Annotated in this window: 15 protein-coding genes, 1 tRNA gene and 1 pseudogene; 11 read left to right on the top strand and 6 right to left on the bottom strand. The window is 70.5% G+C overall.

Going from position 1 to position 16692, the window contains the following annotated elements; genetic code table 11:
* Nucleotides 1-20 precede the first annotated feature (20 nt).
* The 6 genes from QQM72_RS23835 (at nucleotide 21) to QQM72_RS23810 (ending at nucleotide 7506) form a co-directional block, all read left to right on the top strand.
* Nucleotides 21-476 (top strand): copper chaperone PCu(A)C, encoded by a 456-nt coding sequence (locus tag QQM72_RS23835; RefSeq protein WP_399078478.1) that lies wholly within the window; start codon nucleotides 21-23, stop codon nucleotides 474-476.
* Nucleotides 477-489: 13 nt separating this feature from the next.
* A complete protein-coding gene (locus QQM72_RS23830; protein WP_314222907.1) occupies nucleotides 490-2430 on the top strand; it encodes a copper resistance CopC/CopD family protein in 1941 nt (646 codons plus the stop codon).
* Between the two features lie 8 nt (nucleotides 2431-2438).
* Nucleotides 2439-3746, top strand: coding sequence for an iron uptake transporter deferrochelatase/peroxidase subunit (efeB, locus tag QQM72_RS23825; RefSeq protein ID WP_314222906.1), 1308 nt, complete (start codon nucleotides 2439-2441; stop codon nucleotides 3744-3746).
* A gap of 195 nt (nucleotides 3747-3941) precedes the next feature.
* A complete protein-coding gene (gene pheA / locus QQM72_RS23820; RefSeq protein WP_314222905.1) occupies nucleotides 3942-4877 on the top strand; it encodes a prephenate dehydratase in 936 nt (311 codons plus the stop codon).
* 548 nt (nucleotides 4878-5425) lie between these two features.
* Nucleotides 5426-6703: a serine--tRNA ligase gene (serS, locus tag QQM72_RS23815; protein WP_314222904.1), complete on the top strand. Its 1278-nt coding sequence runs from the start codon at nucleotides 5426-5428 to the stop codon at nucleotides 6701-6703.
* Nucleotides 6700-7506: an HAD family hydrolase gene (locus QQM72_RS23810; protein ID WP_314222903.1), complete on the top strand. Its 807-nt coding sequence runs from the start codon at nucleotides 6700-6702 to the stop codon at nucleotides 7504-7506. The genes serS and QQM72_RS23810 overlap by 4 nt, the downstream gene beginning before the upstream one ends.
* 384 nt (nucleotides 7507-7890) lie before the next feature.
* Here the strand turns inward: QQM72_RS23810 and QQM72_RS23805 are convergent.
* From QQM72_RS23805 to QQM72_RS23780, 6 genes are all read right to left on the bottom strand, one after another.
* Nucleotides 7891-7975 (bottom strand) — tRNA-Ser (locus QQM72_RS23805).
* A gap of 282 nt (nucleotides 7976-8257) precedes the next feature.
* Complete coding sequence (locus tag QQM72_RS23800; protein ID WP_314222902.1) at nucleotides 8258-8500, bottom strand: SGM_3592 family protein; 243 nt, start codon at nucleotides 8498-8500, stop codon at nucleotides 8258-8260.
* Nucleotides 8501-8594: 94 nt separating this feature from the next.
* The gene (locus tag QQM72_RS23795; RefSeq protein ID WP_020132774.1) at nucleotides 8595-9314 is read right to left on the bottom strand and encodes an ABC transporter permease; all 720 of its coding nucleotides are present in this window, start codon (nucleotides 9312-9314) and stop codon (nucleotides 8595-8597) included.
* A gap of 9 nt (nucleotides 9315-9323) precedes the next feature.
* On the bottom strand, nucleotides 9324-10235 hold the full coding sequence (locus QQM72_RS23790) for an ABC transporter ATP-binding protein (RefSeq protein WP_314222901.1): 912 nt from the start codon (nucleotides 10233-10235) through the stop codon (nucleotides 9324-9326).
* Nucleotides 10232-11140 carry an ABC transporter permease subunit gene (locus QQM72_RS23785; protein ID WP_314222900.1) on the bottom strand — a complete coding sequence of 303 codons (909 nt, stop codon included), beginning with the start codon at nucleotides 11138-11140 and terminating at the stop codon, nucleotides 10232-10234. The genes QQM72_RS23790 and QQM72_RS23785 overlap by 4 nt, the downstream gene beginning before the upstream one ends.
* Nucleotides 11130-12107: an ABC transporter ATP-binding protein gene (locus QQM72_RS23780; protein WP_314223032.1), complete on the bottom strand. Its 978-nt coding sequence runs from the start codon at nucleotides 12105-12107 to the stop codon at nucleotides 11130-11132. The genes QQM72_RS23785 and QQM72_RS23780 overlap by 11 nt, the downstream gene beginning before the upstream one ends.
* Nucleotides 12108-12422: 315 nt before the next feature.
* Between QQM72_RS23780 and QQM72_RS23775 the strand changes: the two are divergent.
* The 5 genes and pseudogenes from QQM72_RS23775 to QQM72_RS23755 form a co-directional block, all read left to right on the top strand.
* Nucleotides 12423-12656 (top strand): annotated as a pseudogene (locus QQM72_RS23775) (M24 family metallopeptidase); the annotation flags it as partial.
* Nucleotides 12653-14464 (top strand): SDR family oxidoreductase, encoded by a 1812-nt coding sequence (locus QQM72_RS23770; protein WP_314222899.1) that lies wholly within the window; start codon nucleotides 12653-12655, stop codon nucleotides 14462-14464. The pseudogene QQM72_RS23775 and the gene QQM72_RS23770, both read left to right, overlap by 4 nt.
* A 112-nt stretch (nucleotides 14465-14576) precedes the next feature.
* Nucleotides 14577-15491 (top strand): MerR family transcriptional regulator, encoded by a 915-nt coding sequence (locus QQM72_RS23765; protein ID WP_314223031.1) that lies wholly within the window; start codon nucleotides 14577-14579, stop codon nucleotides 15489-15491.
* A gap of 122 nt (nucleotides 15492-15613) precedes the next feature.
* Entirely contained in the window at nucleotides 15614-16177 is a 564-nt protein-coding gene (locus QQM72_RS23760) for an RNA 2'-phosphotransferase (protein ID WP_314222898.1), read from the top strand.
* A 50-nt stretch (nucleotides 16178-16227) separates the two neighbouring features.
* Nucleotides 16228-16671, top strand: a complete 444-nt coding sequence (locus tag QQM72_RS23755) for a hypothetical protein (protein ID WP_314222897.1) — start codon at nucleotides 16228-16230, stop codon at nucleotides 16669-16671.
* The last annotated feature ends 21 nt before the right edge of the window (nucleotides 16672-16692 follow it).

The following is a 16692-nucleotide window of genomic DNA, read 5'->3' as shown; positions in this document are numbered from 1 at the left end:
GTGTGAGGTCCGCCGGGCCCGTGCGGCTGCTCGCCGCGCCCACCGCCGTGATCACCGGGGCGATGCTGCTGCTCACCGGGTGCGGGTCGGACTCCGGCGGGCCGGCGGAACTGTCCGTCCGGGCCGCCTACATCCCGCAGCCCGTCTCCGACACCATGGCCGCCGGTTTCCTGACCATCGTCAACAAGGGCGGCACGAAGGACGAGCTGACCTCCGTCACGAGCACCGCGGCGGGCAGCGTCACCCTCCACGAGACCGTCGGGTCGTCGATGGAGGAGGTCACGTCCCTGGACGTGCCCGCGCACGGTCAACTCGTGTTCAAGAGCGGCGGAAACCACCTGATGTTCGAGAAGCTGAAGAGCAGGCCGGTGCAGGGCGGGACGGTGACCGTCGAGCTGCACTTCGCCGCGTCCGACCCCGTCGAGGTCGAGATGCCGGTGGAGTCCGCCACGTACAACCCGAACACCGGCCACTGAGGGAGGGACCACCTTGACGCAGACCATCGCCCCCCGCGTCCGGATGCTCGTGCTGCTGTTCCTGGCGGTCACCGGTGCGCTCCTGGCCGGCGCCGGGCCCGCATCCGCGCACGCCGCGCTGACCGGCAGCGACCCCGCACAGGGGGTGGTGGTCGACAAGGCGCCCACACAGGTGTCGCTGACCTTCTCCGAGACCGTCTCGATGAACGACGACTCGCTGCGCGTCCTGGACCCCAAGGGCACCCGGGTCGACACCGGCAAACCGTCCGAGGTCAGCGGCACCACCTATGCCGTGCAACTGCACTCGGGGCTGCCCGACGGCACCTACACGGTGACCTACCAGGTGGTGTCCGCCGACAGCCATCCCGTCGCCGGCGCCTACACCTTCTCCATCGGCTCCCCCTCCGAGACCAGCGTCTCGGTGTCCGACCAGGCCGCCGGCGGAGGCGTCGTCGGCTGGCTCTACGGCTTCGGCCGGTACGCGTCGTACGCCGGCTTCATCGTGATGACCGGCGGGGCCGCCTTCGTGCTCGCCTGCTGGCAGCGCGGCACCGGAGTACGTGCCCTGCAACGGCTCGTCGTCACCGGCTGGGTCGCGATGACCGCGGCCACCCTGTTCCTCCTTCTCCTGCGCGGCTCCTACACCAGCTCCGGCAAGCTCGGCGACGTCTTCGACCTCGACCTCCTCGGGGAGGTCCTGCAGACCAAGACGGGCGCGGCCCTGGTGTCACGCCTGCTGCTGCTCGCTGCGGCCGCGCTGTTCATCGCCGTGCTCTTCGGCGCGTACGACAAGCGCGAGGGCGAGGAGAAGCGGGACCTGACCTTCGGGCTCGCCATCGGCGGAACCGTCGTGGCCGCCGGACTCGCGGCCAGCTGGGCCATGGCCGAGCACGCCTCGACCGGACTGCAGCCGGGCATCGCCATGCCGGTCGACGTGCTGCACCTGCTGGCGGTCGCGACCTGGCTCGGCGGACTCACCACCCTCCTCCTCGCCCTGTACCGGGCGCCCGCCGACCGGCCCGTCGAGGCACCCGCGGCGCGCCGCTTCTCCCGGCTGGCCTTCAGCAGCGTTCTCGTCGTGGTCGCCACCGGCACCTACCAGTCCTGGCGCCAGCTCGGCTCCTGGTCCGCCTTCACCGACACCCGCTACGGCCAGCTGCTGCTCCTCAAGATCGGGCTCGTGGCGCTGCTCGTCGGCGTCGCGTGGATCTCGCGGCGGTGGACGGCACGGCTGGCGGACCCGACGACCGAGGAAGCGGTACGGAAGCCCGCACCCGAGAAGGAGCGCGTCACGGCATCGGCCGGGACCACCGACACCGCCAAGCAGACGTCCGGCGACGCCGCGCCCGGCTCCGAAAGCACCGAGCGGGCCGCACAGCTCGCCCGGCAGCAGGCCGCCGTCGACGCCACCCGGCAGAAGCGGCTGCGGGACTCCGACACCCACCGCTTCGGCCTGCGCCGCTCGGTGCTCGCCGAGGCCGGCGTCGCCGTCGTGGTGCTCGCCGTCACCACCGTCCTGACGTCGACCGAACCCGGCCGCACGGAACAGGACGCCGCCGCTGCCAACCGGGCCTCGTCCTCCTCCTCGTCCTCCGCGGCGGACTCCGCGTCGGGTGCCCTCACACTGGACATGTCGTTCGACACCGGCGGCACGGACGGCAAGGGCGTGGTCAGCGTCGACCTCGACCCCGCGCGCACCGGGGCCAACGAGATGCACGTCTATGTGACCCGGCCCAACGGCCGCGCCTTCGACGTGCCCGAGGTCAAGGTCGCCTTCACCCTCGAGGCCAAGGACATCGGGCCGCTGCCGGTCGTCCCCGACCACATCACCACCGGCCACTGGTCGGCCAACGGGGTGCAGATCCCCATGGCCGGCGAGTGGGAGATCTCCGTGACCGTGCGGACCTCCGACATCGACCAGGTGACCGTCTCCAAGAACGCGCAGATCGGCTGAACCGCACCATGCCCGACCAGTCCATTCCGCAGTCCCTCCCCGAGGCCCGCCCGCCCGTGGACGCAACAGAGGGTGTCCCCTCGGAAGCCCCCTCCCCCGAGGGGCTGACGCGGCGCAGGCTGCTCGGCACCGCCGGTGCCACCGGGCTCGTGCTCGGCGCGGCCGGCGGGGCCGTCGGCTACACGGCCGCACCCTCGCAGGCGACTCCGCTGTCCTCGATCGGCGCCGACGAGGCGATGTTCCACGTGAAACATCAGCCGGGCATCACCCAGGGCCTCCAGGCCCGCGGCCATCTCGTCGCCTTCGACCTCGCGGCCGGCGCGGGCCGGAAGGAGGCCGCCGCTCTGCTGCGCCGCTGGTCGGAGACGGCCCGGCGGCTGATGGCGGGCGAGGCCGCAGCCACCGACGACACCGACGTGGCCCGGGACGCGGGACCCTCCTCGCTGACGGTCACCTTCGGTTTCGGCAACAGCTTCTTCAGCCGCACCGGCCTGGAGAAGCAGCGCCCGGTCGCCCTGGACCCGCTCCCCGACTTCTCCTCCGACCACCTCGACAAGGCGCGCAGCAACGGCGACCTCTGGGTGCAGATCGGCGCGAACGACGCCCTGGTCGCCTTTCACGCCCTGCGCGCGATCCAGAAGGACGCGGGCACGGCGGCCAAGGTCCGCTGGCAGATGAACGGCTTCAACCGGACGCCGGGCGCCACCGCCCACCCCATGACGGCCCGCAACCTGATGGGTCAGATGGACGGCACCCGCAATCCCAAGCCGGCCGACGCGGACTTCGACCAGCGCATCTTCGTCCCGTCGGACAGCACCAAGGACCCCGCCTGGATGGCCGACGGCTCCTACGCCGTCGTACGCCGTATCCGCATGCTCCTCGACGACTGGGAGAAGCTGTCGGTCAAGGCTCAGGAGCAGGTCATCGGGCGCCGCAAGTCCGACGGGGCCGCGCTGTCCGGCGGCACCGAGACGACCGCGATGGACCTGGAGAAGACCGACGCGAACGGCGATCTGGTCGTCCCCATCAACGCGCACGCCCGTATCACCCGCCCCGACCAGAACGGCGGAGCCGCCATGCTGCGGCGGCCCTTCTCCTACCACGACGGCATCGACCCGGACGGCACCCCGGACGCGGGCCTGCTGTTCGTCTGCTGGCAGGCGGATCCGCTGCGCGGCTTCGTCACCGTGCAGCGCAAACTGGACCGCGGCGACGCCCTGTCGAAGTACGTCCGCCACGAATCGAGCGGTCTGTTCGCTGTCCCGGGCGGGGCGGCGGAGGGCGAGTACGTGGGGCAGCGCCTGCTGGAGGCGTGAGGTCGGAAGACTTCGAGTCGGGGGGCTTCGAGTCCGGGGGCGTCAGGTTGCCCCGCTTCCGGTCCGGAAACGGGGCGTCCGGAAGCCGTGACGTCCGGGAGCGGGAAGTTACGCCTCCTCGGGTGGATTCATTCCTGCGTGGGGCTGTCTTGAGACACGTACACCTGCTTCGGCAAGGGCCATTAGGGTGAGGTCATGCCAGCGAGCTATGCGTATCTCGGCCCCGAGGGCACCTTCACGGAGGTCGCCCTGCGCACGCTTCCGGAGGCGGCCACCCGGCAGCTGATCCCGTACGTGTCGGTGCAGTCCGCGCTGGACGCGGTGCGCACCGGCGAGGCCGAGGCCGCCTTCGTGCCCATCGAGAACTCCGTCGAGGGCGGGATCACCACCACCCTGGACGAGCTGGTCGCGGGCACACCGCTGATGATCTACCGCGAGGTGCTGCTGTCGATCACCTTCGCGCTGCTGGTCCGGCCCGGCACGCAGCTCACGGACATCAAGACGGTCTCCGCGCATCCGGCCGCGCAGCCGCAGGTGCGCAACTGGCTGAAGGCGAACCTGCCGGAAGCCGCCTGGGAGTCGGCCGCCTCGAACGCGGACGCGGCCCGGCTGGTCCAGGAGGGCCGTTACGACGCCGCCTTCGCGGGCGAGTTCGCGGCCGCCCGGTACGGGCTGACCGCCCTGGAGACCGAGATCCACGACGCCGAGAACGCGCAGACCCGGTTCGTGCTGGTGGGCAGGCCCGCCCGGCCCGCGGCACCGACCGGCGCGGACAAGACGTCCGTCGTCCTGTGGCAGCGCGACGACCATCCCGGTGGCCTGCGCGACCTGCTGGGCGAGTTCGCCACCCGGGGCGTCAACCTCATGCTGCTCCAGTCCCGCCCGACCGGTGCCGGTATCGGCAACTACTGCTTCTGCATCGACGCCGAGGGGCACATCTCCGACCGCCGGATGGCCGAAGCCCTCATGGGGCTGAAGCGGATCTGCCGTGAGGTGCGCTTCCTGGGCTCGTACCCGCGTGCGGAAGTGAGCGTGGCGGATGTGGCGGCTCCGCTGCGCGGGACCTCGGACGGGGAGTTCGTGGCGGCGGCGGACTGGTTGGCGCGCTGCCAGGACGGCCGGTTCCAGTAGCCGTTCCGGCCGGTCCTATCTGCGCATCTTCGTTATCCACAGAAGTTATCCACAGGCCCGCTTCTCGACCTGGGGACAAGTCGACAACGGGGCGCCGTCCAGTCGACAAATCGCCCTACGGCACCCCACCGCGACCCCCACACGCCGGGTCACCCTTCGTCCACCTGTTTCCTTCGATCAATCCCTTGGGGCGATCCATTTCCACCCGAAAGTGGGGTGGAGCCGGGTTTGGGCAGGGAATTACCTACCCCGCACGGCGGTATCGGAATGATCCATTCCAATATCCACAGATCTTTCGCACACCCTGTGGATAACTCTTTCGGGAGCGTGGGCTCCTGTGGACAACGCCTCCTCCAAGTCCCCTCTCCCGCAAGGGAATCGAGTCAACGGGACGCCCGCCACGTGCCCCGTCCCAGGGAGTGAGACACTTTTTATTGACACGTTGGGCAATTCACTCATAACGGAACGTAAGCCATGATTCGGAACGGGCCGCGCACCGTACGGAATGGTGTCGTGAGCCGCAACCCCGCACGGGTAGCCTTGGCCGCGTGATTGACCTTCGCCTGCTCCGTGAGGACCCCGACCGTGCGCGCGCTTCCCAGCGCGCCCGTGGAGAGGACGTCGCGCTCGTCGACTCCCTCCTGTCCGCCGACGAGCGACGCAGGTCGTCCGGCGTCCGCTTCGACGAGCTGCGCGCCGAGCAGCGATCGCTCGGCAAGCTCATCCCCAAGGCCTCCGCGGACGAGAAGGCCGAGCTGCTGAAGAAGGCGAGCCAGCTCGCCGCCGACGTCAAGGTGGCCGACGCCGAGCGCGCCGCCGCCGACACCGAGACGCAGGAGCTGCTCCAGCAGCTCGGCAACCTCGTGCACCCCGACGTGCCCGTAGGCGGCGAGGAGGACTTCGTCACCCTCGAGACGCACGGCACGATCCGCGACTTCGGCGCCGAGGGCTTCGAGCCCAAGGACCACCTCGAGCTGGGCCAGATCCTCGGCGCGATCGACGTCGAGCGCGGCGCGAAGGTCTCCGGCTCCCGCTTCTACTTCCTCACCGGCGTCGGCGCCCTGCTCGAGCTGGCCCTGGTCAACGCGGCGATCGCGCAGGCCACGGCCGCCGGCTTCACGCCGATGCTCACCCCGGCGCTGGTCCGCCCCCAGTCCATGGCGGGCACCGGCTTCCTCGGGCAGGCCGCCCAGGACGTCTACCACCTCGACAAGGACGACCTCTACCTGGTCGGCACCTCCGAGGTCCCCCTCGCCGCGTACCACATGGACGAGATCATCGACGCGGACAAGCTGCCGCTGCGCTACGCGGGCTTCTCGCCCTGCTTCCGCCGCGAGGCCGGTTCGCACGGCAAGGACACCAAGGGCATCTTCCGCGTCCACCAGTTCGACAAGGTCGAGATGTTCTCGTACGTCACGCCCGAGGACTCGCAGGCCGAGCACCAGCGTCTGCTGGCGTGGGAGAAGCAGTGGCTGTCCTCGCTGGAGCTGCCGTTCCGGGTCATCGACGTCGCCTCCGGTGACCTCGGCTCCTCGGCCGCCCGGAAGTTCGACTGCGAGGCGTGGATCCCGACGCAGGGCAAGTACCGCGAGCTGACCTCGACCTCGGACTGCACCGAGTTCCAGTCCCGCCGGCTGTCGATCCGCGTCCGCGAGGGCAAGCAGGTCCGCCCGCTGGCCACGCTCAACGGCACGCTGTGCGCCGTCCCGCGGACGATCGTCGCGATCCTGGAGAACCACCAGCAGGCCGACGGTTCCGTGTACGTGCCCGAGGTGCTGCGCCCGTACCTCGGCGGCCGGGAGATCCTGGAGCCGGTGGCCAAGTGACCGCCGCGTTCCCCTACCGCCTGGTCGCGACCGACCTCGACGGGACGCTGCTGCGCTCCGACGACTCGATCTCGCGGCGCACCCGTGACGCCCTCGCCGCGGTCACCGCGGCGGGCGCCGCGCACATCGTGGTGACGGGCCGCGGGGTCCCGTGGACCCGGCACATCCTCGACGACCTCGGTTACGACGGTCTCGCGGTCTGCGGCCAGGGCGCCCAGGTCTACGACGCCGGCGCACACCGCCTGCTGACCTCGGTGACCCTGGACCGGCAGCTGGCCGGTGTGGCGCTGGCCAAGATCGAGGCGGAGGTCGGCCCGCTGTACCTGGCGGCCAGCCGTGACGGCCTGGACGGGGACGTGCTGGTCGGCCCCGGTTACGCGGTCACCGGCGCCCTGCCGTCGACGCCGTTCACGGACGCGTCCGACCTCTGGTCCGCCCCGCTGAGCAAGATCTACATACAGCATCCCGAGCTGTCGGACGACGCGCTGGCCGCGGCGGCCCGGCGGGCCGCGGGCGGCTTCGTCACGGTCGCGATGGCCGGCGCGGGCATCGTGGAGCTGCTCCCCCTGGGCCTCTCCAAGGCGACGGGCCTCTCCCTGGCGGCCCGTCGTCTCGGCCTGAAGGCCGCCGACACGATCGCTTTCGGCGACATGCCCAACGACATCCCGATGTTCGCCTGGGCGTCCCACAGCGTGGCCATGGCCAACGCCCACGAGGAACTGAAGGCCGTAGCCGACGCGGTAACCACGTCCAACGACGACGACGGCATCGCCGTAACCCTGGAAGGCATGCTGCCCGCGTAGACCTCCGGGGACCGCCACGGCATGGGTACCCGTACCGCGGAAACACGCGGGGCCCCCGATAGCCGTGGGCCACCAGGGCCGCAAGCACGAAAGCAAGAGCGCGCGCGATCGCCGCAGCCGACAAGAAGCAGGAAACCGCAGGCCCAGGAGAACACCGGCGCCACCGGGGCCCGACGATCGCCGTAGGCGATCAGGGGCGCGGGGAACTGCGCGACCAGCCACGACACACCCGCGCCCGAACTGCTGACAGCACCGGCACCAGCGCCAGAGCGCACCTACACGCACACGTAAACGCGCCCGCGTGAACCCCACACGAGTGCCACGCGTGGGCGCCAAGCCGCGCGCCCCGCACAACTCCCGCCCAGTCCCAGTGACAACGTCTCGCGGAGGATGCACGGATCGAACGTGCGCGGGGTTACCCCCGACCACGGCTTAGCAAGCCGGTGCCTTGCCTCTCGGCCAATCCTCCGGGTGGGCGGCCCACGCGAGAGCGACAATCGCGTGCTCGAAGCGGCCGCCCCGGGCAGCTCCCCTGTACGGAACGGGTTCGACGGAGGGCTAACTGCTCCGGAACCGCCCCTGGCTGCCCTGAAGGGAACTCGACGGACTGTCGTGCATGGACATCGTCGAGCTCCTCCCAGTCTGTGGGACCGGACCCCTTCCGGCCCTGCGGGTACAACCACTGTGCCCGGGGGACGAGTTGGGCGCCACCGAATAAAACACCCGTGCGAGGGCCGGGGTCGGGGGCCGGCTACCGGCGGCGCCACCTGCGTCGGCGTGCCTTGCTGAAGAACCAGCCCGCGGGCGGGTCGTCGGAGCGCCAAGGCTGCGGTTCGGGCTCCTCCGCCCGCCAGCGCGCGGCCAGCATCCGGGCCCGTGCGGAGGGTTCGGACGTACCGGCGGCCCGTATGAAGTCCTCGTCCAGCACGAGGTCGTTCCACACCTCGCCCTCGGACCGCTCGCGACCGCCGCTCTCCGGATCGTCGTCCGCCATCCCGCCCTCCCCGCCCCATTCGTTCCGCCCAGTGTGCCGGGGCGCGGGTGAAGCCACCGTCAAGGACGGCCGCCCCGCGCCCCTGCGGGTCCGGTCACTCCTCGCCGGCGAGCGTCAGCGCCCGCAGCTTCTGTCCCGCGTACCAGGTGGCCAGCACGGTCACCACGACCAGCAGCACCGTCGCCGTGGTCAGTCCGACGTCCGAGGTGACGAGGTCACCGCCCGCCACCTTGTGGGCGACGGCCAGCGACCACTGCTGGACGCTGAGCGTGCGCGCACCCGGTACCAGGGAGCCGAACAGTGCCTCCCAGACGAGGGCGTAGACGAGGCCGAAGACCACCGCGTGCCTGGACACCGTGCCCAGCAGCAGGAAGACCGCCGCGTAGGCGATGGAGGAGACCAGCGCGGCCACCGTGTAGGCGACGGCGATCTGCTGGCCGTTGCCGTTGAGGATGAAGCCGGCGATGAGCGTGGGCAGCGCCGAGAAGACCATCGTCACCGCGACCGCCACGATCAGCTTGGTGAAGATGATCGTCGGCCGCTTCAGCGGCTTGGACAGCAGGTACACCACGGAGCCGTCGTCGATCTCCGGGCCGATCGCGCCCGTGCCCGCGATGACGCCGATGATCGGCACCATCGTGGCGAGTGCGAGCCCGCCGAGCAGGTCGGACGCCGTCTGGTCGTCGGCGCCCGCGAGGCCGCGCACCACCACGGAGATGGCGATCAGCAGCAGGGGCAGGGCGCCCAGGATGAGGGCCCGGCGACGGCCGAGCAGAGCCCGGTATGTGAGCCGGGCGACTGTGGGGTCGTACATCAGGGCCTCCTACGCCGCGACCAGGTACGAGAACACGGACTCGAGGGACTCGTCGGACGGCGAGACCGTCAGCAGCCGGATGCCGTGGTCCCTGGCGACCCTCGGCAGCAGCGCGGTGAAGCGGCCGAAGTCGACGGCCTGGATACGCAACGCGCCCTCGGCGAGGTCGACTTCGATGCCGGACGTCGACGGGTCGGCGATCAGCGCGGCCGCGAGCGCGCGGTCGTCGCTGGAACGCACCAGGTAGCGGTGCGGTCGGTCGGTCATCAGACGGCGGATCCTGCGGAAGTCGCCGCTTGCCGCGTGCCGGCCCGCGACGACGACCTCGATGTGCCAGGCGAGTTGCTCGACCTCTTCGAGGATGTGCGAGGAGAACAGCACGGTGCGGCCCTCGTCGCCCATCCGCCGCAGCAGGTCCATGAGCTGCATGCGCTGGCGCGGGTCCATGCCGTTGAAGGGCTCGTCGAGCAGCAGCAGCGACGGGTCGTGGACCAGGGCGGACGCCATCTTGACGCGCTGGCGCATGCCCTTGGAGTACGTGGAGATCTTGCGGTCCTGCGCGTACTCCATCTCGACCGTGGCCAGTGCCTTCTGCGCGGCCTTGGCGCCCAGGCCGTGCAACTCGGCGTTGGCGACGACGAATTCGCGGCCGGTGAGGAAGTCGTACATCGCCTCGCGCTCGGGGACGATGCCGATGTGCCGGTAGATCTGTTCGTTGCGCCAGGTCGGCTGTCCGTCGAGGGTGACGGTGCCGGTGGAGGGTGCCAGGAAGCCGCCCATCATGTTGATGAGAGTGGACTTTCCGGCGCCGTTGGGGCCGAGCAGGCCGGTGACGCCGGGGCCGATGGTCATGGTGATGTCGTTGACGGCGACCACGTTGCCGAACCAGCGGGAGACGTGGTCGATGCTGAGCGTGGTCACAGTCCGACCCTTCGGTAGCGGCGCATCAGGAGGCCGTAGCTCGCGGCGATGAGGCCGAGGACGGCGAGGACGTAGACGACGCCCTCCCCGTGGGAGGGGCCGATCCCGCCCGGGAAGGCGGAGGTGGCGCCCAGGAACGCGGACTGCACTCCGTCGATGAGGGTGACCGGCGAGAAGAGACCGATCCACGGGATGGAGCCGGTGCTGTTCTGCGCTTCGGCGATGGCCTGGAGCGTGGAGACGGCGCCGTAGGAGATGGTCAGGACGGCGATGACGGCGGCGATGCCGAAGCCGCGCCGCGGGGTCACCGAGGCGATGACCAGGCCGAGACCGGCGAAGAGCAGCGAGAGCAGGGCCACGGAGACGAGTCCTTGAGCGAATCCCTTGGTCTGGTCGGCGAAGTCCAGCTTGGCCAGCAGCGCGCCGATGTACAGCACCAGCAGCGGGGCGGCGGTCAGGACGAAGAGCGCCGAGGCGAGCGCCGCGAACTTCGCGCGTACGTAGTCCGCGGTCTCGATGGGCCGCGAGAAGTACAGCGGCACGGTCTTGAAGCGGAGGTCGCGCGAGACGGACTGGGGCGCCTGCGAGGCGACGTACAGGCTGATGACGGCCTGCATGATGATCGCGTACCGCGTGTAGCCCACCTGAAGTTCGTCGGCCTTCGTGGCGACCGCGACGGCGACCATGATGGCCGCGGGTACGCACATCACCACGAAGAGCAGCATCGGCAGCACCTTGGACTTCACCGAGCGGCCGAGGCCGTAGGCGCCGCGCAGGGACTGCGAGTAGAGGGAGCGGCGGGCGTAGGCGCGGCCCAGCCGCGGACCGTCGTAACTGCGGTAGCCGATGTTGTGGATGCGGGTCTGGTCACCCGAGGGGGCGGTGACCGGGTGCTCAACTGCCATGGCCGACGGCCTCCTTCCGCTGCTGGTCGTTGGTGGCGTCACCGTCTGTGAAGACCTCGGAGATGTGGTGCCTGCGCTGTTCCATGCGCACCAGGCCGAGGCCGAGGTCGGCGACCACGTCCCGGACGACGTCGTAGGTGTCCTCGCCCTGCGCGGTCAGCAGCAGGACGTGGCCGGCGCCCGGCAGGCCGCTGTCGCCGTCCAGGACGTCCACCCCGCGCGCGTGGAGCGCTTCGCGGACCGCGCGGGTGCCGTCCGGGTGGTCGTCGGTGTCGGTGACCTCGATCGCGAGGGTGGTCGTGGTCTGCGTGAAGTCGGTGGTGGAGCTGGAGCGCAGGAGCTTGCCGCCGTCGACGACCACGACGTGGTCGCAGGTGCGCTCCAGTTCGCCCAGCAGGTGGGAGGTGACCAGGACCGAGATGCCGAAGTCGGTGTGGATGCGGCGGATCAGGCCCAGCATCTCGTCACGGCCGACCGGGTCGAGGCCGTTGGTCGGTTCGTCCAGGAAGACCAGCTGGGGGTCGTGGACGAGGGCCTGGGCGAGCTTCACGCGCTGCTTCATGCCGGTGGAGTAGCCGCCGATGGGGCGGTAGCGCTCCTCGTACAGGCCGACATGGCGCAGGGTGTCCGCGGTGCGCTCCCGCGCGGCGGTGGGCGGCAGGCCGGACATACGGGCCATGTGCACGACGAACTCGGTGGCCGAGACGTCGGGCGGCAGGCAGTCGTGCTCCGGCATGTAGCCGACCCGCTCGCGGATGGCGGCGCCCTTGCTCGCGACGTCGAGGCCGAGCACCTCGGCTCGGCCCTCCGTGGCGGGCGACAGACCCAGAAGGATCTTGATCAATGTGGACTTGCCGGCCCCGTTGGCTCCGACGAGGCCGGTCACACCGGGCCCGACGTCCACAGAGAGCCGGTCAAGAGCGGTCACCCGGGGGAACCGCTTGCTCAGGCTTTCGGTCGCGATCACAGTCACGTCATCGAAATTAGTGACGCACGCCACGAAAATCGTCAGACCTCAGAGCCGTCTTCGCATCAGACCTCAGATGTACGGGTCCGTAGGGGATGCCATGCCTGAGAGCTACGGGGGCGGCGGCGACGGGTTTTCCACAGGCTCCGAACCCTCCTGTTGACGCGAACTCTAACAACTGTCACATTCGGCGATGCCAAGTTACGGACACGTAGCGCAGTCGACGGGGACTGGCTGGGACGAGGTGGCATGACGACGGCGACGACGGCAGGGACACGCGAACTCTCCGCCGAACTGCGGGGATTCAGACGGGTGCAGTGGTCGCCGTACCGCCTGTCCGACCATCCGCCGAGGCCGGGCCTGTGGGCGGTCGAACTCCCTCTCCGGTTCCGGGGCACGGGCGCGAAGTTCGAGGAGATCCTCGTGGTCACGGAATCCGCGGATCCCGAGGAGAGCGCGTTCTGGCTCGACGGCGACCTGCCGCATGTCCGGGGCTGGGCGGGCACGGGAGCGACGACGGACACGGCAGGGAAGGCGGAGGGGAAGTGACGTTGCCAGAGGGTGCGCGTGAGCGGCGGGTGCGGACCGGCGGGATCGAGCTGTGCGTGGCCGAGCTGGGGGACCCGGAGAGGCCGACGGTCGTCCTGGTGCACGGCTATCCGGACAGCAAGGAGGTGTGGTCCGAGGTCGCGTCCCGGCTCGTCGACCGCCACGGGTTCCATGTGGTGCTGTACGACGTCCGCGGGCACGGCCGTTCCGGCGTGCCGAAGCCGCTGCGGGGCGGGTTCACCCTGGAGAAGCTCACCGACGACTTCCTGGCGGTCGTGGACGCGGTGAGCCCGGACCGGCCGGTGCACCTGGTGGGGCACGACTGGGGCTCGGTGCAGTCCTGGGAGTTCGTGACCGTCGAGCGCACCAGGGGCCGCATCGCTTCCTTCACCTCGATGTCCGGGCCGTCCCTCGACCACTTCGGCCACTGGATCAACAAGCGGCTGACCAGGCCGACTCCGCGCCGGGTCGGCCAACTCCTCGGCCAGGGCGCCAAGTCCTGGTACGTGTACCTGCTGCACACACCCGTCCTGCCCGAGCTGGCCTGGCACGGCCCGCTCGGCAAGCGCTGGCCCGGCATCCTGCGACGGGTCGAGAAGGTTCCCGCGAGCGACTATCCGACGCCGTCGCTGGCGTCGGACGCGGCGCACGGGGCCTGGCTGTACCGGGACAACGTACGGCCCCGCCTGCGCCACCCGCGTGCGGACGCGTACGCCCACGCGCCCGTGCAGCTCATCACACCTACGGGGGACCGGTTCCTGTCGGCGCGGCTGTACGACGGGCTGGAGGACTGGGTACCGCGGTTGACCCGGCGCACCCTCCCGGCAGGGCACTGGATCCCGCGCACCCGGCCCGACCGGCTCGCCTCCTGGATCGACGACTTCGTCTCCTCGGTCGAGAAGGAGCGGGAGGCCGAGGCGGCGGGAGAGGACCGTGGGGACGACGCGGGCGGGCCTGTGCGCAAGGCCGCCACCGGCCGGTACGCCGAGCGCTTCGGCGGTCAGCTGGTGCTGGTCACCGGTGCGGGCAGCGGCATCGGGCGGGCCACGGCGTTCGCGTTCGCCGAGGCGGGCGCCCGGGTGATCGCCGTCGACCGGGACGCCGAGAGAGCGGCACGCACCGCCGAGTCGGCGCTCCTGGCCGGCGCGCCCGAGGCCTGGTCGGAGGCGGTCGACGTCTCCGACGAGCAGGCGATGGAGGAACTCGCGGCGAAGGTCCACGCGGAACACGGTGTGGTGGACGTGCTGGTGAACAACGCGGGCATCGGGCTGTCGGGCTCGTTCTTCGACACGACACCCGAGGACTGGCGCAGGGTTCTGGACGTCAACCTGTGGGGCGTCATCCACGGTTGCCGCCTCTTCGGCCGGCAGATGGCCGAGCGCGGGCAGGGCGGCCACATCGTCAACACCGCCTCGGCGGCCGCCTTTCAGCCGTCCAAGGCGCTGCCCGCCTACAGCACCTCCAAGGCGGCGGTCCTGATGCTGAGCGAGTGCCTGCGCGCGGAACTGGCCGACCAGGGCATCGGCGTCACGGCGATATGCCCCGGCCTCGTGAAAACCAACATCACCGCCACGGCGACCTTCGTGGGAGTGGACGCGCAGGAGGAACGACGCCGCCAGAAACGCTCCACGCGCGCGTACGGGCTGCGCAACTACCCGCCGGAGAAGGTCGCGGACGCCGTCCTGCGGGCGGTCGTGCTCGACAAGGCGATGGTTCCGGTCACTCCGGAAGCGCGGGTCTCGTATGCGCTGTCGCGTTTCCTGCCCAGGGCGTTGCGGGCGCTGGCGCGGGTGGGACCGCCGCTGTGAGCCGCCCCTCGGCTCCGCCACGGCCGCCCGCGGACTCGGCCTCCGCCAGGGCAACGACCGTTCGGGGAAAGACGCCTTGACCACCGACCGGCCCGCCGGGCCCCCGTACCGCATGGAGAAGCTGGCGCATCTCGCCGGCGCCACCGTCCGCACCATCCGCGCCTACCAGGACCGTGGTCTGCTCCCCCGCCCCGAGCGTCAGGGGCGGGGGAGCCACTACTCCGACGCCCATCGCACCCGGCTTCACCAGATCGCCGACCTCCTGGACCGCGGCTACACCCTCGCCTCCATCAAGGAACTTCTGGACGCCCACGACACCGGCCGTGGCCTGGGCGGTGTCCTGGGGCTGGTCGCCGAGGTGGACGGTCCGTGGACCGACGAGGAGCCCTCCCGCGTCTCCCGCTCCGACCTGACCGCCCGCTTCGGGGGCACCGCCGCCGACGGGGCGATCTCCGACGCCGTGGCACTCGGCGTGCTGGAACCCGTCCCCGGCGACGAGGACGTCTTCCTCGTTCCCAGTCCCCAAGAGCTCTCGGTAGCGGTTGAGTTGCACGCTGCCGGGGTTCCGCTGGGCGCGATCACCTCCCATCCGCGGGAGTTGAGAAGGCAGGTCGAGCAGATCGCCCCCCGTTTCCTGGAGTTCACCACCGAACATGTCTTCGCGCGCCATCTCGAAGGACCGCACCGTCCGACCGACGCCGACGCGGCCGAGGCAGCCTCGCTCTCCCGACGGCTGCGCCCGCTCGCCCGGCAGACCGTGGACGTCGAACTGGCCCGGGCCATGCGGCTGTTAGCCGGTCCGCACCTGCGCCGCCGCCTCGGAGCGGGTGATACCCCGCTGCCCCTGTCGGGGACACGGACGGTCCCGGTTCCGGTGCAGACAATGAGGGCCGTGGAAGCACTCGTCGGCCCGGAGCACGCCGCGGGCTTTCTCGCGCTCGCGGCCGAACGGGAGGTGCATGCCAGCGCCTTGAACCACCTCGTCTCAAGTCATGCGGCATCAGGTGATCTTGATGAAGAGGGCTGAAGCGGCTGCCCGTTGTCCACAGAATCACCAACTTGCCTGTGGATAACTACAGTTGGCTGTGGACCAAACCTGAGCCCCAAAACTGAGTGCGTGATCTGCGTCTCTCACGTCATGCTGAGCGGATGAACGAATCGGACCAGGCCGAGAGACGCACCGTGAAGGTGTCGAAGTACCTCTCGAAGCACCTGCGGCACCAGCCCGAGCGAATCGGCCTCACGCTCGACGAGGCCGGCTGGGTGGAGATCGACGACCTGATCGCTGCCTGCGCCGCGCACGGCTTCCCCTTCACCCGGGACGAGTTGGACCACGTCGTCGCCGCCAACGACAAGAAGCGCTTCGCGATCGACGGCACCCGGATCCGCGCCAGCCAGGGCCACAGCGTCGAGGTCGACCTCGGGCTGCCCCCCGCGACCCCGCCGTCGTACCTCTACCACGGGACCGTGGCCCGCTCCCTGGACGCGATCCGCGCCGAAGGGCTGCGGCCCATGAACCGGCACGACGTGCACCTCTCGGCCGACCGGGAGACCGCGACCCGGGTCGGAGCGCGCCGGGGCCGCCCCGTGGTCCTCGCCGTCGACGCGGAGGCCATGCACCGTGACGGTCATGTCTTCCACGTCAGCGCCAACGGGGTGTGGCTGACGAAGGCCGTACCCCCGCGGTACCTGCGCTTTCCAGAGCGACACTGAAGCCCGGCCTCGGCTGCCTCGCCAGGTCTTCTTTCGGCATGATCACAGGTATGGACCACCTCCCCACCACTGAGGCCGCCGTCACCGCCCTCCGGTCGATCGCCGCCCAGTACGCGCTCGAGATCGAGGTCACCCACGACATCGGCGCCGATCAGACCTCCCGCCGCACCTCCGCCGGTGTCGGCGTCACCACCGACGCGGACGGCTCGCTGCCGCACGAGGCCTACGTCGAGCTCGGCGGCCGCCCGAGCGTGAGCGTGCGGCTCTACCCGGACGACGACGCCCTCATCACCGTCGACGGAGTGGAGTGCCCCGACGTCGACCGCGACGACGTTCCCGCCTTTCTCCGCGCTCTCTACGACGGCCACGCCTGGGTGAAGATCCGGCGCTTTCCGCCCGCCCACTTCCTGATGGTGCCGCTGCCGCGCGACCGCGTGCACAAGGAGTTCATCCTGGTCGGCCTCAGCCCGTGGCTGGGCGGACGCGTACGGTGACTGTTTCACGTGAAACACGTT

The sequence above is a fragment of the Streptomyces zaehneri genome, assembly GCF_032248645.1.
Lineage (GTDB): Bacteria > Actinomycetota > Actinomycetes > Streptomycetales > Streptomycetaceae > Streptomyces > Streptomyces coriariae.
The sequence above is the reverse complement of the archived record's forward strand: the minus strand, read 5'-3'. Positions and strand labels throughout refer to the sequence as shown.